The sequence below is a fragment of the Candidatus Merdisoma sp. JLR.KK006 genome (genome assembly GCF_036941035.1).
GTDB lineage: Bacteria > Bacillota > Clostridia > Lachnospirales > Lachnospiraceae > Laedolimicola.
In genome coordinates, this window is sequence record NZ_JAYMNS010000034.1 from 11,202 (window position 1) to 28,497 (window position 17,296).

General features: G+C 38.9%; 18 protein-coding genes. 13 read left to right on the plus strand and 5 right to left on the minus strand.

Annotated elements, in window-relative coordinates; genetic code table 11:
* Positions 1–319: 319 nt before the first annotated feature.
* From VSQ61_RS19265 to VSQ61_RS19315, 11 genes are all read left to right on the plus strand, one after another.
* Positions 320–2,092, plus strand: a complete 1,773-nt coding sequence (locus VSQ61_RS19265; RefSeq protein ID WP_334346017.1) for a type I restriction-modification system subunit M — start codon at positions 320–322, stop codon at positions 2,090–2,092.
* Entirely contained in the window at positions 2,089–3,399 is a 1,311-nt protein-coding gene (locus VSQ61_RS19270) for a restriction endonuclease subunit S (RefSeq protein WP_334346018.1), read from the plus strand. The genes VSQ61_RS19265 and VSQ61_RS19270 overlap by 4 nt, the downstream gene beginning before the upstream one ends.
* Before the next feature lie 58 nt (positions 3,400–3,457).
* A complete protein-coding gene (locus VSQ61_RS19275) occupies positions 3,458–3,841 on the plus strand; it encodes a DUF262 domain-containing protein (RefSeq protein WP_334346019.1) in 384 nt (127 codons plus the stop codon).
* Positions 3,771–5,156 (plus strand): HNH endonuclease family protein, encoded by a 1,386-nt coding sequence (locus VSQ61_RS19280; protein WP_334346020.1) that lies wholly within the window; start codon positions 3,771–3,773, stop codon positions 5,154–5,156. Before VSQ61_RS19275 ends, VSQ61_RS19280 begins: the two co-directional genes overlap by 71 nt.
* A 110-nt stretch (positions 5,157–5,266) precedes the next feature.
* Positions 5,267–5,530: a type II toxin-antitoxin system RelB/DinJ family antitoxin gene (locus VSQ61_RS19285; RefSeq protein ID WP_334346021.1), complete on the plus strand. Its 264-nt coding sequence runs from the start codon at positions 5,267–5,269 to the stop codon at positions 5,528–5,530.
* Positions 5,531–5,533: 3 nt separating this feature from the next.
* The gene (locus tag VSQ61_RS19290; RefSeq protein WP_334346022.1) at positions 5,534–5,812 is read left to right on the plus strand and encodes a type II toxin-antitoxin system YafQ family toxin; all 279 of its coding nucleotides are present in this window, start codon (positions 5,534–5,536) and stop codon (positions 5,810–5,812) included.
* A 139-nt stretch (positions 5,813–5,951) separates the two neighbouring features.
* Positions 5,952–8,987 carry a type I restriction endonuclease subunit R gene (locus tag VSQ61_RS19295; protein ID WP_334346023.1) on the plus strand — a complete coding sequence of 1,012 codons (3,036 nt, stop codon included), beginning with the start codon at positions 5,952–5,954 and terminating at the stop codon, positions 8,985–8,987.
* Positions 8,988–9,068: 81 nt separating this feature from the next.
* Positions 9,069–9,617 (plus strand): hypothetical protein, encoded by a 549-nt coding sequence (locus VSQ61_RS19300; RefSeq protein ID WP_334346051.1) that lies wholly within the window; start codon positions 9,069–9,071, stop codon positions 9,615–9,617.
* 141 nt (positions 9,618–9,758) lie between these two features.
* Entirely contained in the window at positions 9,759–9,959 is a 201-nt protein-coding gene (locus tag VSQ61_RS19305; RefSeq protein WP_334346024.1) for a hypothetical protein, read from the plus strand.
* Positions 9,960–10,022: 63 nt separating this feature from the next.
* Positions 10,023–10,439, plus strand: a complete 417-nt coding sequence (locus tag VSQ61_RS19310) for a hypothetical protein (RefSeq protein WP_334346025.1) — start codon at positions 10,023–10,025, stop codon at positions 10,437–10,439.
* A gap of 223 nt (positions 10,440–10,662) precedes the next feature.
* Positions 10,663–11,355 (plus strand): flavodoxin family protein, encoded by a 693-nt coding sequence (locus VSQ61_RS19315; RefSeq protein ID WP_334346026.1) that lies wholly within the window; start codon positions 10,663–10,665, stop codon positions 11,353–11,355.
* Positions 11,356–11,547: 192 nt separating this feature from the next.
* On the opposite strand, the gene VSQ61_RS19320 is transcribed toward VSQ61_RS19315, so the two are convergent.
* Both VSQ61_RS19320 and VSQ61_RS19325 read right to left on the minus strand, forming a co-directional pair.
* A complete protein-coding gene (locus tag VSQ61_RS19320) occupies positions 11,548–12,384 on the minus strand; it encodes a hypothetical protein (protein WP_334346027.1) in 837 nt (278 codons plus the stop codon).
* A gap of 424 nt (positions 12,385–12,808) precedes the next feature.
* Positions 12,809–13,594, minus strand: coding sequence for a class I SAM-dependent methyltransferase (locus tag VSQ61_RS19325; RefSeq protein WP_334346028.1), 786 nt, complete (start codon positions 13,592–13,594; stop codon positions 12,809–12,811).
* A gap of 189 nt (positions 13,595–13,783) precedes the next feature.
* Here VSQ61_RS19325 and VSQ61_RS19330 point away from each other — a divergent pair, with 189 nt between their 5' ends.
* Positions 13,784–13,996 carry a hypothetical protein gene (locus tag VSQ61_RS19330; RefSeq protein WP_334346029.1) on the plus strand — a complete coding sequence of 71 codons (213 nt, stop codon included), beginning with the start codon at positions 13,784–13,786 and terminating at the stop codon, positions 13,994–13,996.
* 233 nt (positions 13,997–14,229) lie between these two features.
* On the opposite strand, the gene VSQ61_RS19335 is transcribed toward VSQ61_RS19330, so the two are convergent.
* A complete protein-coding gene (locus VSQ61_RS19335) occupies positions 14,230–14,748 on the minus strand; it encodes a nitroreductase family protein (protein WP_334346030.1) in 519 nt (172 codons plus the stop codon).
* Positions 14,749–14,931: 183 nt separating this feature from the next.
* On the opposite strand from VSQ61_RS19335, the gene VSQ61_RS19340 reads away from it, so the two are divergent.
* Complete coding sequence (locus tag VSQ61_RS19340) at positions 14,932–15,291, plus strand: winged helix-turn-helix transcriptional regulator (protein WP_334346031.1); 360 nt, start codon at positions 14,932–14,934, stop codon at positions 15,289–15,291.
* Here VSQ61_RS19340 and prfH read toward each other — a convergent pair.
* The gene (gene prfH, locus VSQ61_RS19345) at positions 15,250–15,876 is read right to left on the minus strand and encodes a peptide chain release factor H (RefSeq protein ID WP_334346032.1); all 627 of its coding nucleotides are present in this window, start codon (positions 15,874–15,876) and stop codon (positions 15,250–15,252) included. The two genes, VSQ61_RS19340 and prfH, sit on opposite strands and share 42 nt — an antisense overlap.
* Before the next feature lie 117 nt (positions 15,877–15,993).
* A complete protein-coding gene (locus VSQ61_RS19350) occupies positions 15,994–17,103 on the minus strand; it encodes an RtcB family protein (protein WP_334346033.1) in 1,110 nt (369 codons plus the stop codon).
* Positions 17,104–17,296 lie beyond the last annotated feature (193 nt).

The following is a 17,296-nucleotide window of genomic DNA, read 5'->3' on the forward strand; positions in this document are numbered from 1 at the left end:
AAACACATTTCCTTTAACATTTGAGGAGTTTTACAATTATAGAAAGTTGGATAAAAGTGACGTTTTTCGTGAGTATTTGATGTTTGGAGGGCTTCCTTTTATTTGATTTTTAGCTGGATGAAGATAGTTTAAACCGGGCTTAAAAGAGGAACTGACTTTACAAGAGTTATTATATGCGATAACATATATGGGAGAAAGGAAAATGAATGTTTATATGAGTTGAGGGTGAAGTTTTTAAGTGATATAGAATACCGACTTTTTCATGGGAATTTAAGTATTATGGAATTGTGAAAAAAGAAACATTAAGGAGAAAAGGACTATGAATACACTACAGAAGCAGACAACGACAAATATTCAGGAGAAGTCAAATCTTATCTGGTCTATTGCTGATTTGATAAGAGAATATTATAAGCCTCATGAGTATGGAAAAGTGATTCTTCCTATGTGTGTCATTAAAAGGTTTAATGATGTGCTTGCTCCTACAAGGCAGGAGGTTTGGGATACTTATGAAAAGGTAAAGCATCTGGAAGTGATAGAGGGCTTTTTGGAAACGGCATCCGGATATAAATTCTATAATATCAGCCCATTTGATTTTCAAAATCTTTGTGATGACGCAACACATATTGAAAAGAATTTCAGGGAGTATATGAATGGATTTTCCGATAATGTGCAGGATATTATTGAAAATTTTGAATTTGACAGAGAGGTTACCAAGCTTGCTAATAATGGGATGCTGTTTCTGATTATTGAAGCATTCAATAAGCCGGCGGCATATATGGGAGCAGATAAGATTACATCGGTTGATATGGGGTATATTTTTGAAGATTTGGTTCGGAGATTTTCAGAGTCTTATGATGAGCAGGCAGGGGCACATTTTACATCAAGAGATATTATTTATCTTATGACAGATCTGCTTATTTCGGAAGATAAGGATACCATGATTCAGGAGGGCGTTGCAAAAACTGTCTATGATATGACCATGGGTACAAGCCAGATGCTGACTTGTATGACGGAAAGGCTTCTGGAGCTGGATGCGGAGGCAGATGTAAGGGTATTTGGTCAGGAATTAAATCCGGAAACCTTTGCCATTGCCAAGGCGGATATGCTTATTCGTGGCGGAAACAGCGATAATATGAGACAGGGAAATACCTTATCGGATGATAAGTTTAAGGACTATAAATTTGATTACATTATCAGCAATCCGCCCTTTGGCATTGAGTGGAAAGTGGAGAGGATTGCCGTGGAAGCAGAGGCGAAGCTGGGTGATCAAGGGAGATTTTCTGCAGGGCTTCCCAAAATCAGTGATGGGCAGATGCTATTTGATCTGAATGGCATTGCAAAGCTGAAAGATGATGGCAGAATGGCGATTATACATAATGGTTCTTCCCTGTTCACCGGGGCGGCAGGTTCGGGAGAATCGGAAATCAGAAGATATATCATTGAAAATGACTGGCTGGATGCGATTGTCCAGTTGTCTACGGATGTATTTTACAATACGGGTATCACGACCTATATCTGGATCATTTCGAAAGAAAAATCAAGGGAGAGACAGGGAAAGGTGCAGCTTATTGATGCATCTAAGATGGTTGAGTCAAGAAGAAAGAATATTGGAAGCAAAAGGAATGATATTACGGATGCATGCAGGGAAATCATTGTAACTGCTTACGGGGAGTTTAGAAACAAATCTTATGAATTAGATGGTAAATTTTGTGAGAGTAAGATTTTCAATAATGAGGATTTTGGTTTTAACAGGATTCAGATTGACAGTCCATCCTATGATGAGGATGGAAAGCGGATAACGAAGGGGAAAAGGAATCAGCCTGTTGCTGATACTGCAAAAAGGGATTTTGAGAATGTTCCCTTGACGGAAGATATTGATAGTTATTTTGACAGGGAAGTAAAGCCGTATAATCCGGAAGCATGGATTGAAAGATCCAAAACAAAGGTTGGCTATGAGATTCCTTTTACAAGATATTTTTATAAATATGAGGCACCAGAACCAGCAGAAGTGATTGCGGAGAGAATTGAAAGCCATGAAAAGGAGATTATAGCCTCCTTGGAGAAGTTGTTTGGTAAAGGGGGCAGGGAATGATGGCGAGACAGATGAAAGATTCTGGGGTGGAATGGATTGGGGAGATTCCTGATGGCTGGGACATATGTCGGATCAAAGATTATTTCTTAGTGAAAAATGGCTCAACACCTAATAGTAGTAAAAGTAATTACTGGAATGGAGATATACCTTGGATTACGCCATCTGATTATAAAACAAATGATGTTTATATTAATGTTTCTGCAAGAACTATCACAAAAGAGGGATATGATTCTTGTGGAACTAATATGGTTCCAGCAAACTCTATAATTGTTTCAAATAGGGCACCGATTGGAAGTGTAGGAATTGCAAAAATCCCATTGTGTACAAGCCAAGGATGCAAATCTCTTGTAAAAAAAAGTGACATAGAGAGTAAATTTGTGTATTATTTTTTGGCTATTTCTGATTCAGAATTGAATATTTTGGGAAGAGGAACAACATTTTTAGAATTGTCATCATATGATTTAGGATTATTTGCTATTTCAATACCTCCTATAAATGAGCAAAAAAAGATTGTTGATTTTCTTGATGAAAAAGTAGAAGAAATTGAATCTGTTATTGAAAAGACGAAAGAAACGATTGATGATTATAAAAAGTATAAACAGGCAATTATTTCTGATGCGGTGACAAAGGGATTGAATCCTAATGTGAGAGTAAAAAAGAGTAAAAATGAGTATCTTGGAATGATTCCTATACATTGGAATGAAAAGAGAATAAGATTTTTGGGTACATGTCAAAATGGAATAAGCAAATCATCCGAATATTTTGGAGAGGGCTATCCTTTTATAAGTTATGGCGATGTTTATAAGAACTATGCTTTACTAAATAAAGGAAATGGACTGGTGAAATCTAGCAAGAGTGATAGAGAGATTTATTCAGTCCAATATGGAGATGTGTTTTTTACTAGAACATCAGAAACGATTGAGGAAGTAGGATTTGCATCAACATGTTTAAAAACGATTGAAGATGCTGTTTTTGCAGGATTTGTTATAAGATTTAGGCCAAATAGTCAACAAGAGTTGCTTCCTGAATTTTCAAAATATTATTTTAGAAGCGATATACATAGAAGATTTTTTGTAAAAGAAATGAATCTTGTGACAAGGGCTTCATTAAGTCAAGAACTGTTAAAAAAATTGCCCGTTTTGCTTCCACTACTGGAGGAGCAGAAAGAAATTGCAGAATATCTTGATAAAAAATGTTCTGAAATTGATAATCTGATTATGAAAAAAGAGGAGTTGCTTGTAGATTTAGAAAGCTATAAAAAATCATTGATTTATGAGTATGTGACAGGAAAAAAAGAAATTAGATAAAAAATTTGTATAGATATACTTAATGAAAAGAATAATTTGCTATACAGGAGGAAGAAAAATGAGTTTTGATGCACATGAGGAAAAAATAAGAAAAATATTTTCAGGAGATGCTCAATTTATAATACCAAGAAATCAAAGAAAATATGTTTGGGAGGAAAAACAGTGGAAAGAGCTATTAGGGGATATTGAATACATTATGAATCGAAAAAGGGATTCTAATAAAGATATTTCACATTTTTTAGGTAGCTTTGTATTACAAGAAAAGGAGACATCTTATGAAATAATAGATGGTCAACAAAGAATAACAACATTATTTATAATATTATCAGCGATTTGCATTCGGCTTAATGAGCTTGGAAATCAGGAGGAACATGGAAAAACGAGGGCAGTATTTAAGTGGAAATATTGGTTTGCAATCGCAGTTTATGAGGTTGAGAAATAAGAGCATTGTTAATATCTCATTTATTATGTCACAAGCATGTGAGTATAGAGAAAATCTTAGTAAAAATAATCTACTGGATAAGAGTTTGATTAATAAAGAAAGTGATGGAAATAAGCTTGTAGTACAATGTTTATACTTTTATTATAGTTATTTTTCAGAGAATTGCCGAATGCTAGAGGAAATAGTTGCAATTAGAGAAGTTATTTTGGATATGAAAGTTATACATATAGCATCTGAGGATGAGTTGGATTGCTATGATATTTTTGAAATATTAAATGCAAGGGGAGTAGATCTTGAAGATAGCGAACTATTAAAAAATTTTATTTTTAAATATGCACAACCACAATATTCGATTGACCGGGCAAAAGAAATATGGACAAAAATTGAAAAAAATATGGGTCAATGTAATGGAAACATGGAACAATTCCTATCTCACTTTGTTACTTATAGATATTATAAGCCTACAAAAGATGAAGGAGTTTTTCGTATTATTAAGGCAAATACTAGTAAGAATGAAGTAAATATCTTGTTAGATGAATTGTTGAAAGCAAGTAAGCGTTATATTATATTTTATCATCCAGAGAGGTCAGATAATGCAGTTATAGAGAAATGCTTAAAATTTTTTGCTTTAGTAAACCATCGGCAGTTTCGTCCATTATTTATGTCACTTATGGATGTATATGAAAGGGGATATTTTACAGAAAGGCAATTGAATAATATTTGTATTTATTTAAAGAATTTTTCCTTTGCATACACACTTGTTATGAAAAATTCTTCTAATAATATAGATACAAAAATTCATGAACTTTCTCGAGAAATATATTTAGAACATTCAGATCGAATTCTTAATAAAATAAAATTAGAATTGAATAAATTTTATCCAGAGTATGCAGAGTTCGAGGCAGCTTTTTTTAATATTGGTTTTTCAAATAAAAATAAAAAATATTCAAATTCAAATAATAGAAAAAGAATGAGATATATTCATGGTGAAATTGAGGAATATGAGCAAGCTACAAATGAGTTGACTTGCAACTTTAAAGAGTGCAACTTGGAACATATAATGAATGATTCAGATAATAATGCATTTACCAGTAGAGTTGGGAATATCCTTCTTTTGTCAGAACATATCAATAATAACATGGGCAATGCCTCTTTTAATGAGAAGAAGATAAGATTAAAAAGATCTAATTTACTTACAGTAAAAAAGTTTCTTGAGCATTATGGTAATTTAGATGAATGGAATGAAGAAAAAATAGATAAGAGAACAAAAGCAATAGCTAAATTAGCTTATAACTCAGTTTGGAAGATAGATTAGATAAATGTAAATGGCATATATGATAAGAAAGGAAGACAGTGATTGAATTATCATTGCTCTTACATTGCTTATGTGATACAATAACAATATAAAATCATTGGAGGTGCAATATGGCTACATTACAAATTCGTGTTGATGACATACTTAAAAAGCAGGCGGATGCCCTGTTTTCGAGTTTAGGGTTAGATACGTCAACAGCAATACGCATTTTTTTAAATGCGGCTATTGAAAATTGCGGGATACCTTTTTCTGTTCAGCATAATGCAGTTCCTTATTCTCTTCAGGAGGCTGTTTATGACAGTAGACTTCAGCGGAATCTTGCCGGGCCTTTTGAAAATGCGGAGGATGCAGTGGCGTCTATGCTGGAGGACTAACCAATGTATAAAATTGTTTACACAAACCGTATGAAGAAAGACGCAAAACTTATGAAGAAAAGAGGCAAGGATATGAATAAGCTTGTCAATATACTTTCCTTGCTTGCCAGTGGCAACCCTTTGCCTGCTCAATACAAAGATCATTCTCTGACTGGCAATTTGCAAGATTTTAGAGAATGTCATATAGAGCCAGATTGGCTGCTTATGTATCAAATTTATAAAGACACCTTGATTCTCTCGGCTACTGCAACGGGAAGTCATGCTGATTTGTTTGGGAAATAAGGCTTTCTGGCATCTTGTGTAAACTTAAAAATTTATATTACCGCCACATATGTATAATAATAAATTTTTATACTATGATTTGGCGGTATTATCGTTTATTATATATCTGCGAATGAGGTTATAGAGAGAGGTAAAGCAAATGGACACAAAAGAAAAAAGATTTGAATCTGACATAGAAAACAGCATGCTCACCCAAGGCGGCTTTACAAAGGGCGATTTAAAAACCTATGACAGAGAAAAGGCCATTGATTTACCAAAACTGATCGCATTTGTGGAGAAGACGCAGCCAAAACAATGGGAACGGTACAAAAGAAACTATGGTACAGATGCAGAAAAGAAATTTTACAAAAGATTTCAGGAGAGTATTGATACCTTTGGACTTTTGTATGTTTTAAGACATGGCTTTGAGGACAGGGGAGCAAAGATTGAGATTGTTGCTTTTAAGGAGAATAATAATCGGAGCCAGAAAGTGATTGACGATTACAATAGCAATATCGTAACCTGTACCAGACAGTTTAAATATTCGGCTCAAAATGAAAACAGCATAGATATGGTGCTTTCTGTGAATGGCATTCCTTTGGTGGCATTGGAACTGAAAAACCAGTTGACAGGCCAGTCTATTGCCAATGCAAAGAAACAGTTTATGTATGACAGGAATCCAAGAGAATTATGTTTCCAATTTGACAAGAGATTTCTGGTCTATTTTGCAGTAGATTTGAATGAAATTGCAATGACCACGAGGCTGGCAGGAAAGGATACATTTTTTCTTCCCTTTAATCAGGGAACCAATGGAGCAGGAGAGGTAGGAGGGGCAGGAAATCCCGAGAATCCTAACGGTTATACCACATCTTATTTGTGGGAAAAGGTATTGACCAGAGATAATCTCCTTGAGCTTATACATAAATTTATCCAGAGGGTAGAAGAAGAAAAGATCTTATATAAAAATGGGACAGAAACCAAAAAGAAGAGCGTTAAGCTGATTTTTCCCAGATATCATCAGTTGGATGTTGTCAACAAGCTGGTTGCGGATGTAAAAGCCAATGGTTCCGGAAAAAATTATTTGATTCAGCATAGTGCAGGATCGGGCAAGAGCAATTCCATTGCTTGGCTGGCCTATGAGTTATCAGAGCTGCATGATCAGAATGATAAGCCTGTTTTTACATCTATTATTGTTATAAATGACAGAACTGTTTTGGACAGGCAGATACAGAACACAATCTTTAGCTTTGATCATATTAAGGGAATGGTAGAGAAAATAGATGATGAGAAACATTCTTCGGATCTGAAAGACGCAATTAATGATGGAAAGAAGATTATTATTACCACATTGCAGAAGTTTCCATATATTTATGATGAAATCAATGACACAACAGATAAGAGATTTGCAGTCATAGTAGATGAAGCACATAGCTCCCAATCAGGAAAAACAGCAGGAAAGCTGAAAGCAGCCCTTGCAGATACGGAAGAAGCATTAAGGGAATTTGCGGAAATTGAGGGCAGAGAGGAACAGGAAATCAAAGATGAAGAAGACAAATTAGTGGAGCAGATGCTAACGCATGGCAAGCATAAGAATTTGTCATTCTTTGCTTTTACAGCAACTCCCAAAGAAGCAACTTTGGAGGTATTTGGAGTTAAGCTTCCAAATGGAAAGTTTCGGGCATTTCATATCTATAGTATGCGGCAGGCAATAGAAGAGGGCTTTATTCTTGACGTACTGAAGAATTATATGACTTATAAAAATTGCTATCGGATTGCGAAAAATACTCCAGGCAATCCAGAACTTCCTGCTTCACAGGCATTAAAGGCGATTCAGAGGTATGAATCACTTCATCCCCACAATTTACAGCAGAAAACGGCGATTATTGTTGAGACTTTTCGAAGCGTTACAAAGAATAAAATCAACGGAAATGCAAAGGCAATGGTAGTAACTGCCTCCAGGCTGCATGCTATCCGATACTATCATGAATTTAAAAGATATCTGGAACGAAAAGGATACCATGATCTTGAGATTCTGGTTGCATTTTCCGGCATTGTGAAAGATGGAGAGAAAGAATATACGGAGGAGGGAATCAATAAAAGAAAAGACGGCACCAGAGTGAAAGAAAGCCAACTGCCTGCGGAGTTTCATAAGGATGAGTATGCCATGCTGATTGTTGCGGAAAAATATCAGACAGGCTTTGACGAACCTCTCCTGCATACGATGTTTGTGGATAAGAAGCTGAAAGGTGTGAAAGCAGTACAGACATTATCAAGGCTTAACAGAACCTGTTCGGGTAAAACGGACACCTTTGTTCTGGATTTTGTAAATACGGCTGAGGAAATCAAAGAAGCATTTGAACCATATTTTGAGTGTACGGAATTGGATCAGGAGATTAATGTTAATCTGATCTATGATACCAGGACAATGCTTAGAAGCTATGGATTGTATAATGAAGAGGATATAGAGAAGCTGTTGAAAATTTTTTATAAGAAATCGCCGCAAAATGATACGGATTTGGGAAAAATGGCAGGTGTGCTTACTCCGGTTATAAACAGATACAAGGCATTGCCGGAAGATAAGAGATTTGATTATAAGAAGCTCATTCATAATTTTAATAAATGGTATTCCTATATTATTCAGATTTCCAGAATGTTTGATATGTCCTTACAGAAAGAGTTTCATTTTACACAGTATCTGGAAAAGATGCTGCCGCCGGCCACAGATGAGAAGCCTGTAGATTTGGAAGATAAACTGAGGCTGGAATTTTATAAATTGGAGCAGACCTTTAAAGGAGATATTTCTTTGAATCCAACAGTGGAAGCTTCCACGTTGGTGAATCCCAAGACTTTGAAAACTTCCGGAAAAGGTATGGATAAAGATGAGCTTTTGGATGTTATTATAGACAAGATCAATGAAAAATATCTGGGATTTTTCTTGGAGAGCGATAGAGTTGTTGTGGAACAGCTCTATAATAGATGCGTAAAGTACAATGATAAAATCAAGATGCAGGCCAGGAAAAATGATGAGGAGGTATTTAACCGTTCTATCTTTCCGGAGATTTTTAAGAAAGTAGCTCAGGAATGCTATATGGAGCAGATGAAAGCATTTTCAAAATTATTTGAGGATAAGATTTTTTATAATTCTGTTATGGAATCTATGGCAGCAGAGGCGTATAAAGATTTGCGGAACAGATGATGGAGAATATTTAACATCAGAGCCATCGCAGGCGAGTTAGGGTATGGGGCTATAAAAAAGTTGCAGGAAAGGGTGAAAAACATGCAGTTATATCAGTTTGAAAGAATCTATATAAACATGGAAAAAGAATTCGGAAAGCTTAGGAAGGGAGAAGAAGAGGTTTATTCCATGCTTCTGTTACCATTAGAAGGAAATGCATTAAAAATACACCGGGAATTCCCGGCATCAAACAGCCGACGATTAAGGGAAGCTATTGCTCTGGTACTGTTTGATATAAAGGAGAAGTGTACTGGAGAAGCGGCAGATACTGAGAGATTTAGGAATGAAGATAATGAGAAACTGGAAAAAGCACTTCTAATGGCATTTGATCCATATACAAATAAAGAGATAATGGAACTGTTTAAGCGGCAGAACAAGAAAGATGAATTCACACAGGATATGCTTAAAAACTATTATAAGCTTCCGGTTATGTGCCTGTTAAGGATCAAAGATTCCATAGATACATGGGAAAAACAATCCGGAGCAAATGGATATTTTGACTTTATAGAAAGCTATATGGGGAGCGAGATTAAAGGAACAGAAATGAACTTTAGTATCATGAGTTTTGGAATGGGAAAGGGTAAGATATAATCATTTTTAGGAAAAGCATTAATGGAAATAGATTATAATTAAACAGACTTATCAGAAGACATATAAACAGTGTTCTAATTAGCAAGAAAAGAATACTTAAAGAAACGGAATCAAAATTTTACATAGTCTTGGAGGAAAAAGATGGAACAAGGCTCAAACCAAAGACTTAAGTTACTATATTTAATGAAAATTCTATTAGAAAAGACAGACGAAACGCACAGTATCACTATGCAAGAAATTCTTACTTCTTTAAAAGCATATGGCATAAATGCCGAGCAAAAGAGTATCTATACGGATATGGGCTTATTAAGACAATATGGAATGGATATTATAGGTATATAAGAAAACCGTACCTATCATTATCATATTGAAAACCGCCAGTTTGAACTGGCAGAACGAAAGCTTTTGGTTGATTCTATTCAAGCGGCAAAATTTCTTACCACAAAGAAATCCAATGAACTAATCAAAAAGATTGAAGGATTAGCCAGTCAATACGAGGCATCTCAACTTCACAGACAGGGATGGGAAGAGCCCGAGATAGAAGAAAGACTGGAGTGTGTTGAAAGGACAATTGTGACGCTTTCCTTTAGGCAAAGAGTGCCGAAAAAAAGTGCCGAAAAAAAAGTGCCGGAAAAAACACGGGTACAGTATGAAATGATATTGTCAGCCATGGAATCAGGAAGGTGGTATCAGGCCAAAGACTTTTTGGAGGTTGTAGGTGTTAAGGAGAGAAGAATGAGAATACTCCTTGGGGAACTGACAGCGGCTCACTTGCTGGAAGATAATGGTTCGACAAAAGGGAAAAAGTATAGAAAGCTGTGACAGATGGCAGGAGTGAAATTTTAACTAGGCTCTGGCTATTAGTGAACATTTGCAATAGAATATAGTAAAATATATATCATCATATAAGTATTTATAAGGTTAAAGAAATTCAGTAAGAGATAATTGGAAGAATATATAAGCATGAAAATAGGATTTTTATGCTTGAGTATGCTTCTTGAATAAACGAGCAGACACATTTGTTCGAGACATTAGGAGGACAAAAATGCAAATTACGATTATACACGGCCAAAGCCACAAGGGTTCCACCTATCACATCGCAAGAATGCTTGCGGAAAAGCTTGGGGGCAATATTACGGAATTTTTCCTGCCAAGGGATTTTGGCTCCTTTTGCGTTGGGTGTACCAATTGCTTTGAAAAGGCAGAAAATATGTGTCCTCATTATGAGACGCTAGGGCCGATTACAGAAGCCCTGGACAGGGCGGATGTGATTATTCTGGCAAGTCCGGTGTATGTATATCATGTGACAGGAGCTATGAAGAATTTTCTGGATCATTACGGGTATCGCTGGATGGTGCACCGTCCGGAGGAACGGATGTTTCGAAAGCAGGCAGTCTGTATTTCTACTGCCGCAGGAGGCGGGATGAAGAGTGCGAATAAGGATATGGCGGACAGCACCTTTTTCTGGGGGATTGCAAAGACCTACCGCTATGGCGTAGGCGTGGCGGCAGTATCCTGGGCGAAAGTAAGACCGGGGCTGAAAAGGCGTATTGATGCAAGAACTACCGCATTGGCACAGGAAATCAGGAGAAATCACGGAAAAATAAAGCCATCCATAAAGACAAGATGCTTTTTCCATGTGATGAGGCTGGCCCAGAAAAGCGGCTGGAATCCGGTGGATGCGAATTATTGGAGGGCGAAAGGGTGGCTGGGGAGAAAGCGGCCTTGGAGAGCTTGAATGATATCAGGTGCCCAGATAAGAGCAAAAAAGAAAGGGCTGGTAGAGAACAGCCCTTAATTGCTAGAAATGAAGCAGAATGGCTTCTATATTGATGCTGCATTTGGAGCAGGCAGGAGAAAAATAACACAGCAAAACTTTCCGGATAGCTTCCTGAAAGCTGCAGGGTTTATTTCATTTTGCCTGTTTTTCCTAAACATTACCTCCAATCAGGAACAATGCTCCGTTCATTTCTTTGAATGTAGTGATATTTCCCTCTGTAAATGCGATTGTGTCTCCGTCCTTATATAATTCTTTTTCTGTGATTTGGAAAATGGACATTAGATACAGTTTTTCATGTATCTCAGCCCAATGGGATTTGGGATCTAAAAACCACAGCTCCGGAAAGCCAAATTGCCGAAGTCCCCATGTCCCCATGAGAAGCATGTCTCCTTTCTGACCCTGCCGGATGGCGATCCATAAGGGAGCCGGAAAATAATTGGGATCTTCTGCATTTTTCTTTAAAATATCTGCATTTTGTAAGTATACTCGGCGGCTGATGAGCAGCTCGGCGGCATTTACATAGACACCAAGAGAACCCTCCGCTTCCAGCAAGGCTCCAACCAGACTTGTGAGCAAGCGGCATACCTGGCGTTTGCCTGCCAGAGATTGACCGCCTCCTTTTTGCACGATGAGCCAGAATGATTTACTGTTGCAGATGGCCTGATATTCTTCTGGGTTGAACATGCTGTATTGGGGCGTATTAGGAAGGTTCATTTCCTCAGGCGGTACGGGGAAAGGCATGTAAGAGCACCAGAACTCCGTTTCCTCCAATTTTACGATTATATGGGTTAGTGGAGAGTGGCTTTGGTCTATTTCTCCCACAGCATCGGAACCAAAAACCTGTTTCACGATAGTTGCTGCTTGTGAGGCGTCTTCCATCACCCGGTCCATAATCAGAATGCAAGCCGTATCTGATTCCGCCTGCTGAGAGAATGCCTTGTCTGATATGGATGGTGTTTTCTTTTTGGAACGGTTAAATAATCCCATATTTCTTCCTCCTCATTACAGTTCCGTAATATCCTGCCAGTACACCTTTATCTAAATCCATTTCCAGCCGCAGATACATGCGTCTGTAAATCGATTTGTGTACCAGCAGGATATTACTGTTTTAAGTTGTTGCATAACGGTACTAAAAATTTATCATTAACACTTGACATTTCTTAGCTGAACTTTAAGCTGCGAAATGGTATGAAAAGGCTGTGTATTTATTTAATAAACCCGCCCATCCTCCAATTCATCGTATCTGGCATCTTCAAAAAATCCTTGCCCTGTCTCAAGATTTTGCAGTCCCCAGCATCCGAGAATGTCATCGGCACTGTGAAACTGCCTATATGGGTGCATCCAGGTTATCATGCGTATGATGTATTTCTATAATTTTACAATCTCATCATTCATGGATTTCCCCTGAAACTTAACGCTTCCTTAGTTCAGAAATAGCCCCATAATGCAATACATCAAATTCATCAGGAGCAATTTCCTCAAGAAGCTTTTTATGTTCCTGCTCCCACATGGAAGCCTCTTTTTCAGCAAGGGAAGCTCCAATCCCACGGCAGGCTTTCATTCTACCATTCCAGCTATCACGGGTAAATGGCACTTTTAGCATAAATTCTTCATGGTATGCAAGCTCAAAGCTTTCGCTATAGCAGTCGGGTATGTCTATGGGATGTATGGTTTCGCCGGCACCACTCCAATTTGGATTATATTTTAACACAAGATTTTCACTGGCTCCCGCAATCTTATCTTCAAATGGCAGCCATGCCATATATAAAACAAGAATACAGCCCTTTTTCTTAAGCATTCCATAGAGCTTAGGCATCACAACTTTATGATTGAAATACCAAAAACATTGGCAAGCTGTAATTACATCAAAAGTATTATCGCCAAAATTGATATCCTCTGTTGATACAATATGGTAATCTATATCCATACCCTTTGAGAGAATTCTGGCTTGCTTAATTTGGTTTTCCGATATATCCGTTGCCGTCCACTTTGCACCATATGGATACATGTTTCTTGGAAGAACGCCTGTCCCTGTTCCGATATCAAGAATGGATTGCCCCTCTAAACATAATTTGCGGTCAAGAATTTTTTGATAAAACTCTTTGGGATAAATGTCACGGAACTTTGCATAATCGAGAGAGGCTTTCCCCCAATCAAAAGGGATTCCGTTATCTATATTTTCGTTGATTATTTCCATACCATATCTCCATTTATTGCGATCTGCTGATAACAGAATTGTACCATAGAAATGGTTTGTAATTCTACCAATTTATGAAGAATAAGCCGGCAAATCAATATTAAACATTTGCTATACCTAAAACTACAGGCTATAATAAGGCTAAAGTGATAGAAACAGCAGGAAATGATGTAATAAGAGGAAATGGACATGAAAGGGATCGCATGGCTTAAGGGGGGACTGCTGGGGTTGGTCTTCATGCTGGCAGGATGTGGGCAAAGTACGGAGATTATGGATGGGACACTTGGGGATGGGATGAGAGTACCGGGGACGATGGAAGTGTTGGAGCAATTTAAGATTGACAATCGGGGAAGAAGAGTTTTGATTTTCAAATTCAGGACGGAATTTATGATTATGAGATAGCGGTCTATCTTATAAAGGAAAGCGAGTATGAGCAAGTGTACCGAATTCTGGGAAAGGCTCGGCTCCGGGCAGAGGTTTCATGGTAAGAGAACTATATCGTCGATTCCGGATTGATTACAACAGAGACTTAACGGTCATGCTTTAATGGTAAATTAACCGTATACCAGGATGGACCTGGTATACGGTCTTTCATAAGAACAGGTTTTTTCTTCTGGGCTATATCAGGTATTTCACTACAGCTTTTCATAAGAAACCAACTGCTCAACAGGAATACGCTGGGCAGCAAAACGGTTGGTATCCCCCAAACCCTCGGCGGAATAGCCTACCGCCAGAATGTTCACCGGCTCTAGGTTGGCAGGAAGTTTAAATTCTTCACGAAGCACATCCGGCTTAAAGTAGCAGATCCACACAGAGCCCAGCCCAAGCTCCGCAGCCTGAAGCATCATGTGATCCGTCAGAATGGAGGCATCAATATCGCCGGACTGCTTTTTGTCATAGGGGCGCACCCATGCCTTGTCGTGGTCGGCGCAGACAATAATTGCCAGGGGCGCACCATAAATATTGGCGGACTTTCCTATTTTGGAAAGTCCCTCTTCACTTTGAACCACAATCAGGTGAACCGGCTGACGGTTAGCGGCGGTGGGAGCTACATGGGCGGCTTCCAGAATCTTTTCCAGCTTTTCAGTCTCTACGGACTGTCCGGTATAGCTGCGTACGGAGCAGCGTTTCTTTGCAATACTTAAAAAATCCATGGCAATCAATCCTTTCTTTGCAATCAGGCCCAATGGCCGTAAATGGTATCCTTTCGGATGACTTTGTGTTATATTGAATACGTATCAATCAACAATTCTATTGTAACATGTTAGGCAAAACCTGCAAGAGGGCACTTTTCAGGTAGATACTTCCCAAAAGGATAGCAGCAAGGAGACACGAATATGAAAAATAAAAATCACCAATTTAACTGTCCGGTAGAAGCCACCCTGTCTTTGATTGGAGGAAAATACAAACCGCTTGTGTTGTGGCATTTGAGGATGCGGCCGCTTCACTATATGGAATTGCAGCGCCTTATTCCCAGGGCGACCCCTAAAATGCTTTCCCAGCAGCTACATGATTTGGAAGACTGTGGTTTGATTCACCGGGACGTGATACCGGAAAAGCCCCCCAAAACAATCTATTCCCTCACCGTTTTCGGACACAGCATTATTCCCGTTATCAGTGCCATGTGCGACTGGGGGACAGCTTATCTGGAGAAATTAGAGGTGCAGCCGCCGTGCGGTACCTCCGGCCGAATCTGATTTCAGCAAAAACCGTTCCCCCTCATAAATGCGTACCGGATTTCCACGGACAATTTGGTTATGCTCCTGCCATGCCGCATGAATCTGCTTTTTTTCCTGCTCCTGTGTTAAGTGTTTCAGCCTTTCCTGAAGCTTTTCCATAGCCCGCTGCTTATTTTGGAACTGGCTGCGTTCCTCCGTGGATTCTGCGGCAAGTCCCGTGGGCAGATGGATGATGCGCACGCCTGTCTCAACCTTATTGACATTTTGACCGCCTTTTCCGCCGCAGTGGAATTTCTCTATGCGGTATTCCTCATTTGTATCAATTTTATCCTGCTCGGGAATGATGCTCACATCCACATACCAGTTCTTTCTTCTGTGATTCTTCCGAAAAGGACTTTTGCAGATCCACATCACCGTGCCCTCCAGAGGGCTTAAATCCCGTTCCGTGCGGAAACGAATGGAATCAAAGCAGCCCTTTTCAATGCCCTTGGTGCTTGACAATAGTTCAATATCTCCATATTCATTTTTTAATGCTTCAAACAGCTTTCCAACGGCCAGCTGGCATTCAGATGGCCCCTGGCCGGCACTTAGTTGTATTATCATATTTTTTTGTCTCTTTCTAATGTAGATTCAATTTTTTTGGATATTTGTTATGCTATTTTGGCAGACTTGGATGTTCGGTAATTATTCAGTATAGGTCGAAGCACTTGCCTTTACTTTTCATTCCTTGCTTCCTGCCTTAAAATTATAGACAGGCTTCAAGATCTCCGTTACCTCTGCCGTCTCTGTTATCTGTTTCAAAATTTCCGCCATAGCCCGGTAAGCAAAAGGCGCTTCATCCAATGTGCTGCTTCCCACGCAGGTACTATAGATACCTTTCATTTCTTTCTTGAATTCAGATACCGTATGACGGCTTTTCACCTCCGTGCGCTTCATCCTGCGGCCGGAGCCATGAGGTGCGGAAGCATTCCAGGCAGGATTTCCTTTTCCAAATCCAAGAATGACGCCCTCTTTCATATTTACAGGGATAATTACCCGCTCCCCCTCCTTTGCGGAGATGGCCCCTTTTCGAAGCACGCCGGAAGTATCCAGATAATTGTGCGTTGCGGAAAATTGCTCCGCAGCTTTCCATTTCATTCCCTTTAAAATCTCTTTTACAATAATCTGCCTGTTCAACTCAGCATAGTCCTGAATGAGCTGTACATCTTCCATATAGGCAGACTTATCGTCACCCTCCAGATAGCTCATAAAATAAGAAATCTTTTTCCCCTCTTTCTTCAGCCGCTTCCGGGAAAGCTTTGTGTAATACTCCGCAACCTCCTGTCCCAAGTGCCTGCTGCCTGTATGAACCGTAAGATATAGGGAACCGTCATTTCCCCTGTCAAGCTCAATAAAATGATTGCCGCCTCCTAAAGTGCCAAGGCTTCGCAGGGCTTTGTCCTCGTGAATGTGCTTGAAGCAGTTCAGGGCTTCATAAGGAAACTCAATTGCCATGGGGTGGGCTTCCTTGCGGATGGCAAAGCCGGAGGGAATCTGTTTTTGGATTACGGCATCCAGCTTTTGAAATTCCCCGTGCTGTTTGTTTAGCTTTACACAGGTTATGCCGCAGCCAATGTCCACGCCTAAAAGCTGTGGGATAATTTTATCCGTTACAGTCATAGAAAGCCCGATAGGGCCCGCCTTTCCCGGATGAATGTCCGGCATCAGGCAGATGCGGCTTCCCTTGGAGGCTTCCTGATCACAGATCAGCTTTACCTGTGCCTCTGCGTAGTCCTCTACATCATCCGTAAAGATGACTGCTTCGGTATAGATACCTTTTACTATTTTCATATAAGATGATTCTCCTTTTAAATAAAAATGGGCACAAAAAAAGCACCTCAAAGGTGCAGCTTACAAATTGCCTGTGATTATCTGCAAATGGTGAGGGCTGTTGTACCTTTGATTATTCGTTTCCATATTTGATTAAAGAACGTGTTAATTTCCTGCATGGTAAGCCCTCCTTTTTCTAAATATATTTTGCGCT